Origin of the sequence: Rhizobium quercicola (assembly GCF_021168455.1) — a bacterium.
Taxonomy (GTDB): Bacteria; Pseudomonadota; Alphaproteobacteria; order Rhizobiales; family Rhizobiaceae; genus Ferranicluibacter; species Ferranicluibacter quercicola.
This window is the reverse complement of record NZ_JAJOZR010000003.1, coordinates 206,320-225,542: the sequence shown is the minus strand read 5'-3', so window position 1 is coordinate 225,542 and position 19,223 is coordinate 206,320. Positions and strand designations below refer to the sequence as shown.

Here is a 19,223-nt window from a genome sequence, read left to right as displayed (position 1 = left end):
ATCATGACGACAGAAAACGCGAAGAGTGGCGATTCCCGCCTCGATCAGGTCATTGCCGGAGAGTACGTCCTCGGCGTTCTCTCCCCGGAAGACCGGCAGAAGGTCGAGGCGCGCATGACGCTCGACCGGAACTTCGCAGCCATGGTCGATCACTGGCGCAGCAACATGCTGACCGTCGATCAGACGCCGCGGCCGACCCGCCGCGCGCCGCGCCGTGCCTCGCCCTTTGCCGAGCCGATGGCGGCGCGGGCACGTCCCCAGCGCGAACGCGTGCCGGTCTTCAACGTCGCCATCTGGAACTCCGCCGCCTTCTGGCGCGGCGTCGCCTGCGTCGCGACCATCGGCCTCCTCGCAACCGGCCTCTCCCAGTCCGGCCTCTTCGCTACCGCCCCGACGCGTGGCCTGACGACGAGCCTCGACCTCGCCGGCTCCGATCTGGCGCTGACGGCCCGCTACGAGAGCGAGAGCGGCCGTCTCCGGCTCGCCCCCGTCGCGGCGGCGGCCAGCGCCCCGGGCGTGTCGGATGCGAAGTCGCTCGAAGTCTGGCTGACGCCGGAAGGTGCCGCCCCCGTGTCGCTCGGCGTCGTCAACGCGAACAGCCATGGCGAGATCGTCGTGCCCAAGGCGGTGCGAACCCGCCTGCGCGACGGCGCGCCGATCACGGTCAGCCTCGAGCCTGCAGGCGGCTCGCCGACGGGAGCCCCGACAGGCAAGATCCTCAGCAGCGGCATCGCCGGTCGCTGAGCGGGCTTTCCGCGGCCGTCGGTGCTCACGCGGGATTGATCGGCAGGCTGCTTTCTGAACGGGCCGGACAGGCGTAGAACACCGGCGCGGGCTTGCTATCGCCCGCAAGGAGGTCCCATGCTCAGCCGCCGCTTCTTTCTCCTGACCGGCACGGCCGGTCTTGCCGCTTTTGCTTTGAAGAACCAGATCGCCCCCTTCGCCGCTGCCGAAACATTCGCGGTGACGAAGACGGATGCCGAATGGAAGGCGATGCTCGGTGACGAGGCGTATCGCATCCTGCGGCACGAAGACACGGAGCGCCCCTTCACGAGCGCGCTCAACGAGGAGAAGCGCAAGGGCACCTTCCAGTGCGCCGGCTGCGCGCTCCCGGTCTATTCCTCGGACACGAAATTCGACAGCGGCACCGGCTGGCCGAGCTTCTGGCAGGCGCTGCCCGATGCCGTGGGAACGCGCACCGACACCTCGTTCCTGATGGTGCGGACCGAATGTCATTGCAGCCGCTGCGGCGGGCATCTCGGGCACATCTTCGACGACGGCCCGAAGCCGACCGGCAAGCGTCACTGCATCAACGGCCTGTCGATGACCTTCGTGCCGGGTGCGGCCCCCGCCTGATCCCACGCGGCACGACCCGGGGCGCGGCCAGCGGCCGCGCCGGGTGTCTCCGGAGAGATCTCAGTTCCGGATCGCGGTGAGGATCGCTGAACGCAGTTCCTCGATGCCTTCGCCCTTTTCGGACGATGTCGCCACGATTTCCGGGAAGGCGGCGGGACGCTTGCGGATCTTTTCCAGCGTCTCCGCCATCAAATGCGGCACCGCGCCCGCCTTGATCTTGTCCGTCTTCGTCAACACCACCTGATAGGATACGGCGGCCTTGTCGAGGAGCGACAGCACGTCGTCGTCGTTCTTTTTGATACCGTGGCGGCTGTCGATCAGCACGTAGACCCGCTTCAGCGTGGCGCGGCCGCGCAGATAGTCGAACACCAGCTTCGTCCAGGCATCCACATGCGCCTTCGGTGCCTGCGCATAGCCGTAGCCGGGCATGTCGATCAGCGCCATCGGCGGCAGGTCGCCGGCCGCACCCGTATATCCGTCCGGTACGAAGTAGTTGAGCTCCTGCGTGCGCCCCGGCGTATTGGACGTGCGCGCCAGCCCCTTCTGCCCGACGAGCGCATTGATCAGCGACGACTTGCCGACGTTCGAGCGTCCGGCAAAGGCGATTTCCGTCGGTCCCTCGGGCGGCAGGAACTCCATGGAGGGGACGCCGCGAATGAAGATCCACGGATTGCCGAACATCGGCTTTTCGTCGTTCAGGGCGGTGTCGGTCATCGGCAGATCCCTTGAGGGCTGAAAAAGAAAGCCCCGGGCTTGCGGCCCGGGGCGGGAAGGTCGGTCGCTATTCCGCGGGCTTCGGTTTTCGCGAGAACAGACTCTTGATGTTGTCGAACAGCTCGATCTTGACGCCGTGGCGCTTCATGATGAAGGCCTGCTGGATGACCGAAAGCGTGTTGTTCCAGGCCCAGTAGATCACCAGACCGGCCGGGAAGCTCGACAGCATGAAGGTGAAGACCACCGGCATCCAGGTGAAGAGCATGGCCTGCGTCGGATCGGGCGGCGTCGGGTTCATGCGCATCTGCAGGAACATGGTGACGCCCATGATCAGCGGCCAGACGCCGATCATCAGCGCATGCGGAACGCTGTAGGGCAGGAGGCCGAACAGGTTGAACAGCGAGGTCGGGTCCGGTGCGGACAGATCCTGGATCCAGCCGAAGAACGGCGCATGCCGCATTTCGATCGTGACGTAGATGACCTTGTAAAGCGCGAAGAATACCGGGATCTGCAGGAGGATCGGCCAGCAACCCGCGATCGGGTTGATCTTCTCTTCCTTGTACAGCGCCATCATGGCCTGCTGCATGCCCATCCGGTCGTCGCCGAACTTCTTCTTCATCTCCTCCATCTTCGGCTGGATCTTCTTCATGTTCGCCATGGAAGCGTACTGCTTGCTGGCAAGCGGGAAGAAGAGCGCCTTGACGACGATGGTGGTCAGAAGAATGGCGACGCCGAAATTGCCGAAGAAGCGGAAGAAGAAGTCCATCAGCTTGAACATCGGCTTGGTGATGAAATAGAACCAGCCCCAGTCGATCAGAAGGTCGAACTTCGGAATATTGTAGCTCGCCTCGTAACCATCGACGAGCGGAACCTGCTTGGCGCCGGCAAAGACGAGGTTGTTGAGCGTCGTCGTCTGGCCGGGGGCCACGGTGATGGCATCCTGCTTGTAGTCGGCCTGGTAGCGCGGGCGGCCGTCCGTGAAATGCGCAAAGCGCGTCTCGTAGGGCGTCGCCTGCGGCGGAACGATGGTCGCCGCCCAGTACTTGTCGGTGATGCCGAGCCAGCCGCCGGTCGTCTTGCCGGGCTGCGCCGGCGCATTGTCCTCGACCTTGCTGTAGCTGACCTCTTCGAGGCCGTGCTCGCCGATGACGCCGATGAAGCCTTCATGCAGAACGTAGACGCTGGGCGTCGCCGGCTTGTTGAAGCGGGTCACGCGGCCATAGGTGGACAGGGCGATCGGTTCGCCGGTCGTGTTCTGGATCGTGTCGTCGATCTTGAACATGAAATGCTCGTCGATCGAGATGACGCGCGTGAAGACCACGCCCTTCTCGTTGGTGAAGGTCAGGGTGACGGGTGTCGCCGTCGTCAGCTTCGCGCCTTCGGGCGCCGTCCAGACGGTGGACGGGCCGGGAACCGCACCGGTAGAGGCATCGCCCACATAGCCGATTTCCGTGAAGTAGCCTTCCGGCGTTTCGGCCGGGCTGAAAAGCGTGATGATCGGGCTCTTGTCGTCGACGGTCTCGTGATACTCGCGCAGCTTCAGGTCGTCGAGACGGGCGCCGGTGAGGTTGATCGAGCCGGAGAGGGCCTGCGTGTCGATGACGACGCGGGCGGAGCGGGCAATGGCCTCGTCGCGCGAGGCGCCCTGCGGCACGGCGCCGGGAACGGCGGTCGTCGCAGCACCGGGAACGGCGCCGGGGATGGCGGCGCCGGTCGCATCGGCCGGCGTCTGGGCCTGCTGGGCCTGAACGGCCTCCTGCGCGATGCGCTCGCGCTCCATCTTCGGATTGATATAGAGAAACTGCCAGGCGATGAGGATCAGCACCGACAGGCCGATCGCGATGAAATAGTTGCGGTTCTTGTCCATCATTCTTTCCTGGAGCCGGCCGGCGGCCGAGCCTGTTTCTGCCTGCCTTCGAGAGGGCCTTCGATTCGGGCACCGAGCATTTTTGCCAGCCTGTCGAAGGGGACGCCAAGCACCTCGCGGCGGGCGACAATCACATAATCGTGGCCGGGTTTCATTGCAAACGCGGCCTGGAGCCTGACGGCCTCGCGCAAGCGGCGGCGCATGCGGTTCCGTTCCACCGCATTGCCATGCTTCTTCGTCACCGTGAAACCGACGCGGGCGGGCTCGTCCGCCGCCTGTCTGTCGAGCACTTCGAGCAGGAAAACGGAGCCCTTCCGCTTCTCGCCTGCGCGCACGGCAAGAAACTGCGGCCGGCTTTTCAGCCGCCCGACAGTTGGTTTGGGATTACCTGACGTCATGCGTCTGGGATCTCTTGTCACCGGCAGCCTCCTGCAGGGCAGGAGGGCCGGCTATGGCGACGGCGCGGGCGCCGTGTGCCATTAGGCCGAAAGACGCTTGCGGCCGCGGGCGCGACGGGCAACGATGACCTTGCGGCCGCCCTTGGTAGCAATACGTGCACGGAAACCGTGGCGACGCTTGCGAACAAGCTTAGAGGGTTGGTAGGTACGCTTTGTCATTTATTTTAATACCGCGGTGTGCGGCCCTTCTTGGGTTGCTTCCTTAAGCAAGCAGCGTTTCTGTCAAGGCACGGCAGAGCCGGCAAGCACGGAGCTCACCCGCCATTCGGTTCCCAGACGTGCGGCGGCTTATAAGAATAAAAGTGCCAAAGTCAATCGCCAGCCCCGTTTCAGGGCGTTTTTCACGCGATGACGGCGCTTTCCCGAGCCCACGTCCGCCATCGCCGCGACAGGGCGCAGACCCACGACCCCCGCGAATTTCCCGGCCCGCGCTAGAACGTTATTAACCAGTTACCGATAATTTGCCGGGACAGACGCGGGAGGCGGGGAAAATCTCCTGCGGGGGAAAGCCGTTGGAGGGAACGCGGGCCATGCGCATACGCGGTAAGATTTCGTTGATCGTCATCGTCATGAGCGTGGTCACGCTCGTCGTGGCCGGGATGGCGTTCGCCGTCGTCGCCCGCTACGACAGCCGGCTCGCCGCCTACGAGGGCGCGTCCGAGCGTGCCTATAACGGGGAGAAGCTCAACCGCCTCGTGACCGCCGTCGTCATGGATGCCCGCGGCATCTACGCCGCGCCCACGCCGGAAAAGGCCGAGCCCTTCGCCGACGGGCTGCTCAAGACCCTCGACAAGATCGATGCGCTCACCGCCGAATGGCGCCCGCTGGTGCCGCAGGCGGATCTGCCGGCGTTCGACGCTGTCGTCGCCCGTGCCGCCGAGTTCCGCACCTTCCGCACGGAAACCGCCCGCCTGGCCCGCTCCGTCTCGGTGCAGGCGGCCAATGAGCAGGGCAATACCGACCAGAACCGCGCCAACCGCAAGGCCTTCCAGGCCGAGATCGACGCTGTCGTCACCAAGGACAAGGCCGATCTCGCGGCGATCCAGACGGAAATCGACGGCATCGGATCGCAGATGACCATCATGATCGCCGCGACCGCGCTCGTCGGCCTTGCCGCGGGCCTGCTGGTGGCCGTGTCCATCGCCCGCCGCGAACTCAGCCGTCCGATCTCCGATCTGACCCGCTCGATGACGGCGCTGGCCGGTGGCGATCTCGACGTCGAACTTCCCCAGGCCAAGCGCTCCGACGAGATCGGCGAGATGGCGCGCGCCGTCGAGATCTTCAGAAGCAATGGCCTGACGGCCCGTCGGACGAGCAGCGAGGACGGCGTTCTGCGCGAAAAGACCGACGACCTGCAGGTCAGCATGGCACATGTCGTGGAAGCGGCCGCCGCCGGCGATTTCTCCCGCCGCATCACCCGGACCTATGGCGAACCGAGCCTCGATCGCTTCGCCGGAAACGTCAACGAACTCGTCGCCGGCGTCGATCGCGGCATCGGGGAGACCGGCCGCGTCATTGCGAGCCTTGCCCAGGGCGACCTGACGCAGCCGATGACGGGCACGTTCCAGGGGGCCTTCGCCGACCTTCAGCGCAATGTGAACGAGACGCTTTCGGTCCTTCAGAAGACGCTCGGCGAGGTCCGCTCGACGACGCTCGAGATCACGGGCAATTCCAGCGAACTGCGCTCCGCCACGGATGATCTCGCCAAGCGCACGGAACAGCAGGCCGCGTCTCTCGAGCAGACCTCCGCCTCGCTCGGCCAGATCACGGTTGCCGTCCAGACATCGACGGAGCGTGCCCAGGAGGCCACCGTCATCGTGACGCAGGCCAAGGAAGCGGCCGCCCAGTCCGGCACCGTCGTGCGCAGCGCGGTCGATGCCATGGGCCGCATCGAGCAGGCCTCGAGCGAAATCGGCAAGATCACCAACGTCATCGACGAGATCGCTTTCCAGACCAACCTTCTCGCTCTGAACGCCGGCGTCGAGGCCGCACGTGCGGGCGAGGCGGGCAAAGGCTTTGCGGTCGTTGCCCAGGAAGTGCGCGAACTCGCCCAGCGCGCGGCGCGCGCCGCCAAGGACATCAAGGTGCTTATCGCCAAGTCCGGCGCCGAAGTCTCCACCGGCGTGCAGCTCGTGCAGGAAACCGGGCAGGTGCTCGGCGAAATCGAAAGCCGGGTCCTCTCGATCACCGATCACATCCACTCGATCGCCACGGCGGCGCGCGAGCAGGCCACCGGTCTCGGCGAGGTGTCCACGGCCGTCAACCAGATGGACAAGGTGACGCAGCAGAACGCCGCCATGGTGGAAGAGGCGAATGCCGCCACCCACCGGCTTTCCACGGAAGCGGAAAACCTGGCCCAGATGATCGGCCATTTCCGGCTGGATCAGGCCAAGCCCGCCGCGACCTATGCCACGTCGAACACGCGCCCCGGCGCCACCGTCCTCCCGGTCCGCCCGACGTCTGCGAAAGCGCCGGCGCCGCGTGCAGGCGCACCCAGACCCGTCTCGGCCGCGGCCCGTCCCGTCGCCTCGCCGGCCCGCAAGATGATGGGCTCCGTCGCCCGCGCCTTCTCCGCCGGTCCGGCCACCCACGCGACACCGGCGCCCGCCGCCTCGCAGGACAATTGGGAGGAGTTCTGAGGCGACCCTGGAGCCTCCGGGCCCCGGCTTGGACATTCGGCAGGTGTGACCTATAATTGGCGGCATGCGCCGGTGAACGGCCGGTTGTGTCCGGCAGGTCGGCGCCATGGGAACGCTGAATGTCGATGGACGCCATGAACGAGACGGCTCTGGACGAGCCGCAGCTGCGCTCGGGGTTCCTGCGCGGCCTTTCCGGCAAGCTCCTGCTGCTGACGATCCTATTCGTCATGATCGCCGAAATCCTGATCTTCGTGCCGTCGGTCGCCAATATGCGGCTGCGCTGGATGCAGGACAGGCTGAATACCGCCGCCGCCGCCGCCGTCGTGGTGGATGGCCTCCAGAACATGCAGCTCTCCGGCCCGGTGCGGGAGGATACGCTGATGGCGACGGGAACGAAGGCGATCGCCCTTCGCCGCGCCGAGGAATCACGCCTGATCGCCGCCACCGAGATGCCGCCCGAAGTGGATGCCAAGTTCGACGTTGCCAATACGGGCGCGGCCGGTGCCATTCGCGATGCCTTCGACACGCTGCTCTTCGGCGGCGATCGCACCATCCGCTTCTACGGGCCGATCGGCGAGAGCGATACGCTGATCGAGCTGGTGATGGACGAACGCAGCCTCCGCAAGGCGATGCTCGTCTACGCCCGCTCGGTCTTCCTCGTCTCCATCGGCATTTCGCTGTTCACCGCCACCCTGATCTTTCTCGTCATCAACCGCGTGATGATCGCCCCCATCCGCCGCATGACGGCGAGCATGCGGGATTTTGCCGCCGACCCGGCCGATCCCCGCCGCGTGATGGATCCTCTGCCGGGTCACGACGAGCTCGCCATGGCCGGCCGGCACCTTGCTGCCATGCAGACCCAGCTGCAAAAGACCCTGAAGCAGCAAAAGAACCTTGCCGATCTCGGTCTCGCCGTGTCCAAGATCAACCACGATATGCGCAACATCCTGTCGTCCGCGCAGCTGCTCTCCGACCGCCTGGCCGATGTGGACGACCCCGTGGTCAAGCGATTCGCGCCGACTTTGCTGCGCACCATCGACCGTGCGGTCGGCTATACCAGCGAGGTGCTGGAATATGGCCGCACGACCGAGCCGGAGCCGCGCCGCCGCTTCATCGCCCTGCGACCGGTGGTGGAGGATGTGGGCGACGTGCTGGCGATCGATCCGAAGTCCGGCATCGGCTTCGTCATTGCGGTGCCCGACGATCTGGAGGTCGATGCGGATGGCGAGCAGCTGTTCCGCGTGGTGCACAACATCTGCCGTAACGCCGTACAGGCGCTGATGAACGAGAACGATCCCGGCAACCCCGCGCGCAACGTGACGGTCTCCGCCATGCGCACCGGCAGCGTCGTCAGCATCACCGTCGACGATACCGGCCCCGGCATGCCGCGCAAGGCGCGGGAGAACCTGTTTGCCGCCTTCCGCGGCTCCGCCCGCTCGGGCGGCACCGGCCTCGGCCTGGCGATCGCCCGCGAACTGGTGCTCGCCCATGGCGGCACCATCGCGCTGGTGGAGAAGGCGACGCCCGGCACGCTCTTCCGCATCGAACTGCCCGACCGTCCGGTCCCGCTCGACGCGTTCCGGACGCAGGGACGAACCTGAACCCAAAAATCGACGTCATCTCTTCGTCATGGAAAATAACAATCGATTCAGAGAGATAGAAAATCCAAGTCGCAAAAATCAGGAAATTTCCCGAATTTGGCTTGCATTCATTTCTCCCAGGCTTTAGAGGATCGCCACGCACACAGCAGACGCTGTTGCACGCACCCGTAGCTCAGCTGGATAGAGCATCAGACTACGAATCTGAGGGTCGGACGTTCGAATCGTTCCGGGTGCGCCATTTCTCTTCCCTTGTAAAACATGACGATACAGAAGCTTTTCTGTCCCTTGCCGCAGAGATGTCCGACGCTGTCGTCCGGTCTCTTCCTCCTGCGTCTTCATCGCCCGCCTGTCGCGGCCTGCAGGGCTGCGGGACGGGCAAGGGCAGGCTTGAGCAGGTCGAGGGTGCGAAGATCCGGCTTGCCGCCGAAATAGCGCTTCAAGGCCGTCTGGAACGGTATGGCGTCGCTTCCCGAGTGGGTGGCTGCATGCGCGAAGAGCGTCATGGACGAGCGGAACTTCAGGTCGTCGGGGCTGGAGAAGATTGCGCGGGCCGTCAGTGCATCGTCCAGTCCGTTCACCGTCGTCGTGCACGCGAGCAGCCTTTTTCCGAGAAGCGGGTGCCGGAGATAGGCCTGCGCTTCCGTCAGTCCGGAGATCGCGAAGTGTCGGGCGGTGGGCGATGACCCCAGGCCCTCGATCTGCGGAAAGACGAACCACATCCAGTGCGTCCGCTTTTCCCCGGCCGTCAGCTCGCCCAGCGCCTGCGAATAGACACGCGACTGCGCGTCGATAAACCGGGTGAGGTGGAAGGTGTCTTTCATGGCCGTCTCCTGAATGTCAGGTAGGCCAAACCAACTCGCGCCCTGTTTGTTCGGCGCGTTCCAGCTGCGCAGGCTCTATGGAAATGAAGCCGGAAGGTCGCCCTCGAACCGCAGCATGGAGCGTCCGCTGGTCACATCGCTGGCCAGCAGCCGCGCCGGATCGCGCAAGCCTTCCGGCACATCGATCGTGAGATCGGCGCCCGTGTCGATGAAGGCCTCCTCGACGACGAGGGCACCAAGGCCCGCGAGGCGCGCTCGCAGCAGTGCCAGATCGGCGAATGCGACACGCACGGTGCCGCGCGCCATCGCGATATGCTCGATGCGCTCCGCGCCGTGCAGTGCCATGGCCGCCGTGCCGCCATAGGCCCGCATCAGCCCGCCGCTGCCGAGCAGGATGCCGCCGAACCAGCGGATGACGAGGACGCCGACATGATCGAGCCCTTGCCCGTCGATCGCCTGCAGGATAGGTTTGCCGGCCGTGCCGCCCGGCTCGCCGTCGTCGCTGAAGCGATAGGTCTGCCCGACCCGCCAAGCCCAGCAATTGTGCGTGGCCGTCGGATCCGCGTGGGCGGCGAGAAAGGCGCGCGCCTCCGCCTCGTCGGTCACCGGCGCGCAATGCGCCAGAAACCGGCTCTTCCGGATCTCCTGGGGAAAACTGTGCGGGCGGGCAAGCGTGAGCATGCCGTCTCATACGGCAAATTCCGGATCGTTGAAATCCCGCATCGAGGCGCGTTTCAAGAGCCGGAACGACGCGAAGTCGTCCCGGCTCACGAAGACGCCACGCGTCAGCCGATCGACATCAGGCTCGCATTGCCGCCGGCTGCAGCCGTGTTGACGCTGGTCGAAACCTCTTCCAGCAGCCAGTTGAGGCCGTAGGCGTCCGGGTTGGTCGCAAGGTCTTCGGTCGTTGCCGCCTGCACGAGGACGAGCGGGCCCGGCAGGCCGGCGATGGTCTGGCTGGCCGCCTTCACCCGGTCTGTATCGCCTTCGATCAAAGCGCCGGAGAACGGACCGCTGGACGCCCAGTCGCTGGCAAAGGACAGACGCGCCGCAACGCTGGTCGGCAGCGCGGCGAGCTCACTCTCGAGCCCTGAGGCGGAATCGATAACGGCCGTGTTGCCGGTCGCGAGCACGGCGGACATCTGCCGGATCAGGCCCTCCATCGTCTGCGGCACCAGAAGGATCTGGCCGCGCGGATGCAGCGCGTAGAGATTGCGCTCGCCGACGGGCCCCGGCATCTCGCTGACGAGGCCGAGCGGCGACTGGCTGCCGGTGTCGCGGGTCGCAGATGCCTGCGTCTTCAGGCCGCGGCCATCGAGCCATTTGGCGAAATCGTGCAGCGCCGGATCGGTGTGGACGGAGCTGACCTGCGGCGGAACCGGGGCGACACGGACGAGGCGGCCGAGATAGAGCGGACCGCCGGCTTTCGGCCCCGTGCCCGAAAGCCCGCGTCCGCCAAAGGGCTGCACGCCGACGACCGCACCGATGATGTTGCGGTTGACGTAGAGATTGCCGGCCTTCACCCGGCTGGTGACATGCGCGATGGTCTCGTCGAGGCGCGTGTGCAGGCCGAAGGTCAGGCCGTAGCCGGTGGCGTTGATGTCGTCGATGAGCCGGTCGAGATCGTCCCGCTCGTAGCGCAGCACATGCAGCACGGGGCCGAACACCTCGCGGGCAAGGTCCGAAAGCTTGGTGATCTCGATGATGGTGGGCGCGACGAACGTGCCGTGCGCCGTGGCCTCCGGCATGGCGATCTGCTCGACGCGCGCGCCGATGCCGCGCATGGCGGCGATGTGGCGGTCGATTGTGTCCTTCGCCTCGGCCGAAATCACCGGCCCGACATCGACGGACAGCCGGTCGGTGCGGCCGATGTCGAGTTCGTGCAGGGCGCCTTTCAGCATGGTCAGCACGCGGTCGGCCACATCCGTCTGCAGGCAGAGGACGCGCAGCGCCGAGCAGCGCTGTCCGGCGCTGTCGAAGGCGGAAGCGATGACGTCGGCCACCACCTGTTCGGCGAGCGCCGAGCTGTCGACGATCATGGCGTTCTGTCCGCCCGTTTCGGCAATCAGCGGGATCGGCTTGCCCTCGGGCGAGAGCCGCCCGGCCAGCTGGGCTTGGATGAGCCGTGCCACGTCGGTCGAACCGGTGAACATCACGCCGGCAACGCCATGCGCCCCGACGAGAGCCGCACCCACGCGCCCGTCGCCGGGCAGGAATTGCAGCACGTCCCGGGGGATGCCGGCCTCATGCAGCAGGCGCACGCCTTCGGCGGCGATCAGCGGCGTTTCCTCGGCCGGCTTGGCGAGCACCGGATTTGCCGCGACAAGCGCGGCGGCGATCTGCCCGGTGAAGATGGCGAGCGGGAAGTTCCACGGGCTGATGCAGACGATCGGCCCGAGGGCGCCATGCGCGGGCCCGAGCGTCCGGCCGGCCTGCTCCGCATAATAGCGCAGGAAGTCGATCGCCTCGCGCACCTCGGCAATCGCGTTGGCCACCGATTTGCCGGCCTCGCGGATGATGAGCCCGAGCAGGTCCGGCATGCGCGCCTGCATCAGGTCGGCGGCTCGCGACAGGCAGGCGGCACGCTCGGCCGGCGCCGTCGCGCTCCACCGGGCGCTGGCCTCGGCGGCGAGCGCCACGGCCCGCACGCCATCGGCGTCCGACGCCTCGCGCACGGTGCCGACGCGGTCGCGCCGGTCGCCGGGATTCTCGACAGGCCGCGAGGGCCCGGCCGGCAGGTCGCCCGCGAGCATGGGGGCAGCGGTCCAGTCGGCGGTCGCCCCCTTGGAAAAGCTTTCCGACAGCATCGAGAGCGTCGTTTCCGAGGAGAGGTCGAGGCCCGCCGAATTGCTGCGGCCGGGATAGAGCGCTGCGGGCAGGCGGATCTTGTCGTGGGGGGCGCCGGGGGAGGGCATGCCGCGCACGCTCGCCACCGGGTCGGCGATCAGGTCGTCCACGGAGACAGTGGGATCGGCGATGCGGTTGACGAAGGACGAGTTGGCGCCATTCTCCAGCAGACGGCGCACGAGATAGGCGAGCAGCGTCTCATGCGTGCCCACGGGCGCATAGATGCGGCAGGGCCGGTTCAGTTTGTCTGCACCGACGACCTCGTCGTATAGCGGCTCGCCCATGCCGTGCAGGCACTGGAATTCGTAGTCGCCGACGGTGAAATCCGGGCCGGCCATCGCGTGGATGGTGGCGAGGCTTTGCGCATTGTGCGTGGCGAACTGCGGGAAGATGACATCCTTGGCCGCCAGCAGCTTGCGGGCGCAAGCGATGTAGGACACGTCGGTGTGGATCTTGCGCGTGAAGACCGGGAAGTCTTCGAGCCCGTCCACCTGCGCCCGCTTGATCTCGGCATCCCAGTAGGCGCCCTTGACGAGGCGCACCATCATGCGGTGGCCGGAGCGGCGGGCAAGATCGATGACGACATCGAGCACCATGGGGCAGCGCTTGCCATAGGCCTGAACGACGAAGCCGACGCCGTGCCAGCCGGCCAGATCCGGATCGAGCCGCAGGGCCTCGAGGAGATCGAGCGACAGTTCCAGCCGGTCGGCCTCCTCGGCGTCGATGTTGAGCCCGATATCGTAGCTCTTGGCGATCAGCGCCAGCGCCTTCACGCGCGGCAGAAGCTCGCGCATGACGCGCGCCGCCTGCGCCCTGACATAACGGGGATGCAGCGCCGAGAGCTTGATGGAAATGCCGGGACCCTCATAGATCCCCCGGCCGGCCGCGGCCTTGCCGATGGCATGGATGGCGTTTTCGTAGTCGGCGTAATAGCGCGTGGCATCGGCGGCCGTCGTGGCGGCCTCGCCGAGCATATCGTAGGAATAGCGAAACCCGCGGGCTTCCAGCGGGCGGGCACGCTTCAGCGCTTCCTCGATGGTTTCGCCGGTGACGAACTGCTCGCCCATCATCCGCATGGCCATATCGACGCCGCGGCGGATGACCGGCTCGCCGGCCCGCGCGATCAGGCGTGTGAGCGCTGCCGAAAGCCCGCGGTCATTGACGGTCGCGGTCAACTTGCCGGTGACGACGAGGCCCCAGGTCGCGGCGTTGACGAAGAGCGAGCGTCCGCCGCCGACATGCGAGCGCCAGTCGCCGGTGGCGATCTTGTCGCGGATCAGCGCGTCGCGCGTCGCGGTATCGGGAATGCGCAGCAGGGCCTCGGCAAGGCACATCAGCGCCACGCCCTCCTGGCTCGACAGCGAGTACTCATGCACCAGACCCTCGACGCCCGAGCCCTTGTGCTTAGCGCGCAGCGCGGTGATGAGCCCGCGCGCCGTCGTTGCGGCCTGTGTCCGGACGTCCTCCGGCAGCGTCGCCTGTTCGAGAAGAGCGGCGACGCAGGCTGCCTCCGGCTGGCGATAAGCGCGCGTGACCGCAGTCCGAAGCGGTGTCGGGGCGGCGAGCGGCGGGGCAAAGGCCTCGAAGGGCAGCGGCATCGTGTCGGGAGTGGACTTCAGCGACGTCTGGCTCATCGGGAGGCCTTTTCAGGTGCGCAAAGAGGGGGGATGCTTCGTGTCGGACACGATGCGCAGGATACGGCCAAGCGCGCCGCATCTCCATCCGGAAAAATCAACGAAACGCCTTACGATTCACGCCTGGACACGCTCGATGCCGCGTTTCATGCGGTGCATCCAACGATGCCCCGTCGGATCGGCTAGAGCAGGACGTGTACCGACAAGGCCTGCCGGGCCGTCAGGCATTCGTCGTCGCCCGGCATGCAGGTGCGACAGACGATCGGCCTGACAGCGTAGATGCCGCAGCCGACATGCTGCCCCAGCACGCCGGACAATGCCACGCACCGGTCGTTCTCGCATCGCATGCCACCCAGATCGGCGGACACCATCGCTTCGGGGATCCGTGCCAGATCCTCCTCGCTCTCCATCGAAAAGCGCGGCCAGTCGGCGGAATAGGCGCAGCAGGCGCCACAGCTCTGGCAGTCGAAATCATCTGTGGGGACGGCAGGTATCATGGGCGAAACCTATCACGCAAAGCCATGTCGCGCCATGCCGGTCGCAGGTGTCGCAAACACCGGGAGGATCGAACGAGGTCCCTAGGCAAACGCTGCGAACAGGCGTAAATGCCATTGTACACATTTTGTCGCCAGCCGGTGCGGCGCAACGGCATAAGAGGAGTTCGACCGATGAGATGGAAGCGCACGATCCAGCTGCTGGATGTTCATTGCGAGGGCGAAATTGGCAAGGTCGCCATCGGCGGCGTGCCGAAAATTCCGGGCAACACGATTGCCGAGCAGCTTCACCACATCAATACGGTGGATGACAGCCTTCGCCGGTTCCTCTGCCTGGAGCCGCGCGCGGCCTCCATCGGCTCGGTCAATCTGCTGGTGCCGGCCAAGCGCCCGGAAGCCGATGCCGGCTTCATCATCCTCCAAGCCGATCAGGCGCATGCCATGTCCGGCTCCAATTCCATCTGCGTCACCACGGCCCTGCTCGAATCCGGCATCGTCGAGATGAAGGAGCCGGAAACGGTCGTCGTGCTCGATACCGCCGCCGGCCTCGTCAAGGCGACGGCGACCTGCCGCGACGGCCGTTGCGAGCGCGTCAAGCTGACGATGACCCCGTCCTTCGTCCAGGCGCTGGATGTGGAGGTGGAAACGCCGCAATGGGGCACGATCAAGGTCGATCTCTGCTATGGCGGCATCTTCTATGCGCTGGTGGACGTGCACCAGATCGGCACGACGATCGAGAAGGCCAATGCCCGCGCGATCGTAGAGGCCGGCATGATCATCAAGGATATCGTCAACCGCACCATCCCGACCGTCCATCCCGAAATCCCGGAAATTTCCGGTGTCGCCTATGTCATGTTCCGCAGCACGGAGGCCGACGGCACGGTGCGCACCTGCACGACGATGTGGCCCGGCCGGGTCGATCGGTCTCCCTGCGGCACCGGCAGCTCCGCCAACCTGGCCACGCTGCATGCCCGCGGTCTCGCCAAACCCGGTGATGTGTTCAAGTCCCGCTCGATCATCGGTTCGGAGTTCGAGGTCGGGCTCGAAAGCGTCACCGAGGTCGCCGGTCGCCCGGCCATCATTCCCACCATCTCCGGCCGGGGCTGGACGTTCGGCCTCCATCAGGTCGCCCTCGATCCGTTCGACCCGCTGGCCGATGGGTTCGCGCTGACCGATACCTGGGGTCCGCAGGCGGGCGAGATCCGGTAGGCCGATCGATCTCTGGGGCGGGCCGGTAGCGGCGTTGACGATCCGCCGGGATCGTTCAACTGTTGTGAACGATGTGTCGTCGTGCAACGGGCTATATTCGTCATGCAGGGCTGCTAAAGCTGTACCATCGTCGCCCTCAACGGAGCCTGCCCTATGTCCACCAGTGCCATCGTCCTCGTCGGACGCATTCTTCTCTCCATCATCTTCATCCTCGCCGGTTACGGCAAGATCACCAACCTCTCCGGCACCGCCGGCTACTTCGCCGGCACGGGCCTGCCGGTGCCGATGGTCACCGCGGTCGTCGTATCGCTGGTCGAGCTCGTCGGCGGCATCTTCATTCTCGTCGGCTTCTTCACGCGCCCGACGGCCTATGTTCTCGCCGCCTTCTGCATTGCCACGGCGTTCATCGCGCATTTCAACTTTGCCGACATGAACCAGATGATCAATTTCCAGAAGAACTTCGCGATGGCGGGCGGCTTCCTCGTGCTCGCAGCCTTCGGCCCCGGCGCCCTTTCGGTGGACGCACGCCGCGCCTAATCGGCTCTCTCTCTCTCTCGCTTCAAAAAAAACCCGCCGGATCGACGTCCGGCGGGTTTTGCGTTTCTGGATGGCGCATCACGCTGCGGGGTAGATGACGCCCTTGCGCAGGATCATGTTGCCATAGAGGCGTGGCTCGCTGGTCTGCACCACCGTATGCGCCGCCTTCACCCGCGGATAGAAATCGGGCCCGAGCAGCGGCACCACGGCTCTGTCCGGCTCGTGCCGCGCGCAGCAGGCGATCAGTTCCGCGTGGACGGGATCAAGAAGATCCCGGTTCTGCTTCACCGTCGCGCGAAAGATCGCCTCCTCCACGAAATCGTCGATCGGCATGACGCTGAGGATGGCATCGACCACCGGCACCACGCCATGGCCATCGAGACGGATCAGGCGGCGCGCATGTTCGAGCGCCGGGTAATTGCCATCGACGATGGCAATCTCGTCGCCATGGCCCATGGCACGGAGCGTTGCGAGCAGGTCGGGGCTCAGGAGGGGCGAAAGACCTTTCAGCATCAGGCAGGTTCCTTGAAGAGGACATTGGTGTCGAGAAGATAGCGCGAGAAGAGCGGCAGGCTCGCCCCGCCGATGGCGCGCGCCTCCGAGCCGACGGCACCCTCGATGATATCGGGCACGATGACGCCCTGCAGGTCGAGGTCCTGGACGGCCGTGCGCGTGGCGGCGACGATGCGCGCGCGCACCCAGCCGGGAAAGCCGCCATCGATGACGGCCGCGGCAAAATCGATGATCGAGGCGGCGGAGATGATGGCGCGGGCAAGTGCCTCGGCCGTCTGCACGATCCAGTCCTCCAGGGCTTCGCCGAAATCGATCCACTCCTCGGCGGTGTACCAGAGCGGCCGCGCATCGATGCCGCGGTCCCGCAGCATGTTTTCCAGCACGAAGATCGACGCCACCTTGAGAAGCGGCTGCGTGCGCCCGTCCGGTCCCGGCACCTGCAGGGGGCCGAGCGCCCCCGCTGTGCCCGTGCGGCCGGAAAACAGCGCGGAATTCAGCACGATGCCGCCGCCGATGAAGGAGCCGATGTAGAAATAGATGAAATCCGGATAATTCGCTCCTACGCCGAACACGAGCTCCGCGCCGCAGGCGCTCGTCGCGTCGTTCTGCAGATAGACCGGGTAGGACGTGCGCGCCGAGACCGCGGCCTGCAGGTCGAAATGCCGCCAGTGTTCCATGGCCTCGCTCGGCGCGCCGACCTCGGGCGCCCAGTTCCACAGCTCGAACGGCGTGGCGATGCCGATGCCGGCAATGCGCGAGCGTTCGTCGGCGCTCAGCATCCGCTCCAGCTTCGCCACCCCCTCGGTGATGAAGGCGAGAATGTCGTCGGGCATGGGGTAGGGGTAGGGCTGGTGCAGATTGAGGCGGATCGTGCCGACGAAGTCCATCAGGATGAGGTCGGCGCTGCGGCGACCGATCTTGACGCCGAAGGAGTAGACCGCCGACGGATTGAGATGCATCGGCACCGATGGCTGGCCGACGCGCCCGCGCGTCGGCGCGCCGCGAACGAGAAGCCCGTCCTTCTCCAGCGCGCGCATGATCACCGACACGGTCTGCGCCGAAAGACCAGACCGGCGCGCGATATCCGCCTTCGACAGGCCGTCGTGGCGGCGCACGAGCGACATGACGAGGCGCTCGTTGTGCGCGCGCACGCGCGTCTGGTTTGCCCCGCCCGCTGGATCCACGACGTCGGGCATGACAGGCAGCGTCTCCGGGTCGGTAAAGTCCGTCATTCCAAGTCCTCCCGTTCCGGCGCGATGCCGGAACCGTCCCTGCGCTTTTTCTCTGCATGTTAGGCATGCGGCTGCACAATCGACAGGCAGAGAATGCCACAGGTTTTTAATAAATCAATTTGATTTAGTTATTGACAGGCAAAAACGTTTAGTGTTTCCTCGCTAACGGAAGCGCGGTTTCATTGCGGAGGACGTAACGATCGCGATGCCTGACGGGCCGGGAACCCGGCTCACCATTTTGATCCTTGGGAGGATATCCATGAAGAATCTCGTAACCGCCGGTCTCGGCGCGCTGGCGCTTGGCGTCGTTTTCGCGGGCTCGGCACAGGCTGCCGACGTGACCGCTTGCCTCATCACCAAGACGGATACGAACCCCTTCTTCGTCAAGATGAAGGAAGGCGCCGAAGCCAAGGCCAAGGAACTGGGCGTGACGCTCAAGGCCTATGCCGGCAAGATCGACGGCGATAGCGAAAGCCAGGTTGCCGCCATCGAAACCTGCATCGCCGATGGTGCCAAGGGTATCCTGATCGCCGCATCCGACACCAAGGGCATCGTGCCAACGGTCAAGCAGGCCCGCGACGCCGGCCTTCTCGTCATCGCGCTCGACACCCCGCTGGAACCGGCCGACAGCGCCGATGCGACGTTTGCGACCGACAACCTTCTCGCCGGCAAGCTGATCGGCCAGTGGGCCGCGGCTACCCTCGGCGATGCCGCCAAGGATGCCAAGGTCGCCTTCCTCGATCTCACCCCCTCGCAGCCTTCCGTTGACGTCATGCGCGACCAGGGCTTCATGATGGGCTTCGGCATCGACCCGAAGGACCCGAACAAGATCGGTGACGAGGACGACGCCCGCATCGTCGGCCACGACATCACCAACGGCAACGAGGAAGGCGGCCGTACCGCCATGGAAAACCTTCTCCAGAAGGATCCGACCATCAACGTCGTCCACACGATCAACGAGCCGGCAGCAGCCGGCGCCTACGAAGCGCTCAAGGCCGTCGGCCGCGAGAAGGACGTGCTGATCGTGTCCGTCGACGGCGGTTGCCCGGGTATCAAGAACGTCGCGGACGGCGTCATCGGCGCGACCTCGCAGCAGTATCCGCTGCAGATGGCGGCGCTGGGCGTCGAGGCCATCAAGAAGTTCGCCGACACCGGCGAAAAGCCGCAGCCGACCCCCGGCAAGGCCTTCTTCGACACGGGCGTCTCGCTCGTCACCGGCAAGCCTGCCGCCGGCGTCGAATCGATCGACGTCAAGGCCGGCACGGACAAGTGCTGGGGCTGAGCCGCGCATTTCGCTGCGA

17 protein-coding genes and 1 tRNA gene are annotated in these 19,223 nt (G+C 65.8%); 8 read left to right on the top strand and 10 right to left on the bottom strand.

All coding sequences use genetic code 11. The annotated features are described in order from the left end of the window. Positions 1 to 3: 3 nt before the first annotated feature. Complete coding sequence (locus LRX75_RS06215) at positions 4 to 744, top strand: anti-sigma factor (RefSeq protein ID WP_231812773.1); 741 nt, start codon at positions 4 to 6, stop codon at positions 742 to 744. Between the two features lie 117 nt (positions 745 to 861). Next, positions 862 to 1,356 (top strand): peptide-methionine (R)-S-oxide reductase MsrB, encoded by a 495-nt coding sequence (gene msrB, locus LRX75_RS06210; protein WP_231812772.1) that lies wholly within the window; start codon positions 862 to 864, stop codon positions 1,354 to 1,356. A 60-nt stretch (positions 1,357 to 1,416) separates the two neighbouring features. Here the strand turns inward: msrB and yihA are convergent, their stop codons facing one another. The 4 genes from yihA to rpmH all read right to left on the bottom strand — a co-directional run bounded on the left by yihA (position 1,417) and on the right by rpmH (position 4,554). Further along, positions 1,417 to 2,070, bottom strand: coding sequence for a ribosome biogenesis GTP-binding protein YihA/YsxC (gene yihA / locus LRX75_RS06205; protein WP_231812771.1), 654 nt, complete (start codon positions 2,068 to 2,070; stop codon positions 1,417 to 1,419). A gap of 67 nt (positions 2,071 to 2,137) precedes the next feature. Further along, positions 2,138 to 3,937, bottom strand: coding sequence for a membrane protein insertase YidC (yidC, locus tag LRX75_RS06200; RefSeq protein ID WP_231812996.1), 1,800 nt, complete (start codon positions 3,935 to 3,937; stop codon positions 2,138 to 2,140). Beyond that, on the bottom strand, positions 3,937 to 4,335 hold the full coding sequence (rnpA, locus tag LRX75_RS06195; RefSeq protein WP_092931868.1) for a ribonuclease P protein component: 399 nt from the start codon (positions 4,333 to 4,335) through the stop codon (positions 3,937 to 3,939). The genes yidC and rnpA overlap by 1 nt, the downstream gene beginning before the upstream one ends. Before the next feature lie 81 nt (positions 4,336 to 4,416). Continuing rightward, the gene (rpmH, locus tag LRX75_RS06190) at positions 4,417 to 4,554 is read right to left on the bottom strand and encodes a 50S ribosomal protein L34 (RefSeq protein WP_037104763.1); all 138 of its coding nucleotides are present in this window, start codon (positions 4,552 to 4,554) and stop codon (positions 4,417 to 4,419) included. Between the two features lie 371 nt (positions 4,555 to 4,925). Between rpmH and LRX75_RS06185 the strand changes: the two genes are divergently transcribed. From LRX75_RS06185 to LRX75_RS06175, 3 genes are all read left to right on the top strand, one after another. Beyond that, the gene (locus LRX75_RS06185) at positions 4,926 to 7,034 is read left to right on the top strand and encodes a methyl-accepting chemotaxis protein (protein WP_231812770.1); all 2,109 of its coding nucleotides are present in this window, start codon (positions 4,926 to 4,928) and stop codon (positions 7,032 to 7,034) included. A gap of 119 nt (positions 7,035 to 7,153) precedes the next feature. Next, positions 7,154 to 8,635: a sensor histidine kinase gene (locus tag LRX75_RS06180; protein WP_113149285.1), complete on the top strand. Its 1,482-nt coding sequence runs from the start codon at positions 7,154 to 7,156 to the stop codon at positions 8,633 to 8,635. Positions 8,636 to 8,796: 161 nt separating this feature from the next. Further along, a tRNA-Arg gene (locus tag LRX75_RS06175) sits at positions 8,797 to 8,873 on the top strand. Between the two features lie 97 nt (positions 8,874 to 8,970). On the opposite strand, the gene LRX75_RS06170 is transcribed toward LRX75_RS06175, so the two are convergent. From LRX75_RS06170 to LRX75_RS06155, 4 genes are all read right to left on the bottom strand, one after another. Continuing rightward, entirely contained in the window at positions 8,971 to 9,456 is a 486-nt protein-coding gene (locus LRX75_RS06170) for a DUF1810 domain-containing protein (RefSeq protein ID WP_231812769.1), read from the bottom strand. 75 nt (positions 9,457 to 9,531) lie between these two features. Then, positions 9,532 to 10,137: an IMPACT family protein gene (locus tag LRX75_RS06165; RefSeq protein WP_231812767.1), complete on the bottom strand. Its 606-nt coding sequence runs from the start codon at positions 10,135 to 10,137 to the stop codon at positions 9,532 to 9,534. A 104-nt stretch (positions 10,138 to 10,241) separates the two neighbouring features. Next, positions 10,242 to 13,937, bottom strand: a complete 3,696-nt coding sequence (putA, locus tag LRX75_RS06160; RefSeq protein ID WP_231812765.1) for a trifunctional transcriptional regulator/proline dehydrogenase/L-glutamate gamma-semialdehyde dehydrogenase — start codon at positions 13,935 to 13,937, stop codon at positions 10,242 to 10,244. A 182-nt stretch (positions 13,938 to 14,119) separates the two neighbouring features. After that, positions 14,120 to 14,434 carry a YkgJ family cysteine cluster protein gene (locus tag LRX75_RS06155; protein WP_231812763.1) on the bottom strand — a complete coding sequence of 105 codons (315 nt, stop codon included), beginning with the start codon at positions 14,432 to 14,434 and terminating at the stop codon, positions 14,120 to 14,122. A 171-nt stretch (positions 14,435 to 14,605) separates the two neighbouring features. Between LRX75_RS06155 and LRX75_RS06150 the strand changes: the two genes are divergently transcribed. Together LRX75_RS06150 and LRX75_RS06145 are read left to right on the top strand one after the other, a co-directional pair. Beyond that, positions 14,606 to 15,640 carry a proline racemase family protein gene (locus tag LRX75_RS06150; protein WP_231812762.1) on the top strand — a complete coding sequence of 345 codons (1,035 nt, stop codon included), beginning with the start codon at positions 14,606 to 14,608 and terminating at the stop codon, positions 15,638 to 15,640. Between the two features lie 153 nt (positions 15,641 to 15,793). Continuing rightward, a complete protein-coding gene (locus LRX75_RS06145) occupies positions 15,794 to 16,177 on the top strand; it encodes a DoxX family protein (protein ID WP_231812760.1) in 384 nt (127 codons plus the stop codon). A gap of 78 nt (positions 16,178 to 16,255) precedes the next feature. Here LRX75_RS06145 and LRX75_RS06140 read toward each other — a convergent pair whose 3' ends face one another. Then, on the bottom strand, positions 16,256 to 16,690 hold the full coding sequence (locus LRX75_RS06140; RefSeq protein WP_231812758.1) for an RbsD/FucU family protein: 435 nt from the start codon (positions 16,688 to 16,690) through the stop codon (positions 16,256 to 16,258). After that, a complete protein-coding gene (locus tag LRX75_RS06135; RefSeq protein ID WP_231812756.1) occupies positions 16,690 to 17,922 on the bottom strand; it encodes an ROK family transcriptional regulator in 1,233 nt (410 codons plus the stop codon). Before LRX75_RS06135 ends, LRX75_RS06140 begins: the two co-directional genes overlap by 1 nt. Positions 17,923 to 18,181: 259 nt before the next feature. Between LRX75_RS06135 and LRX75_RS06130 the strand changes: the two genes are divergently transcribed. Beyond that, positions 18,182 to 19,204, top strand: coding sequence for a sugar ABC transporter substrate-binding protein (locus LRX75_RS06130; protein ID WP_113149278.1), 1,023 nt, complete (start codon positions 18,182 to 18,184; stop codon positions 19,202 to 19,204). Positions 19,205 to 19,223 lie beyond the last annotated feature (19 nt).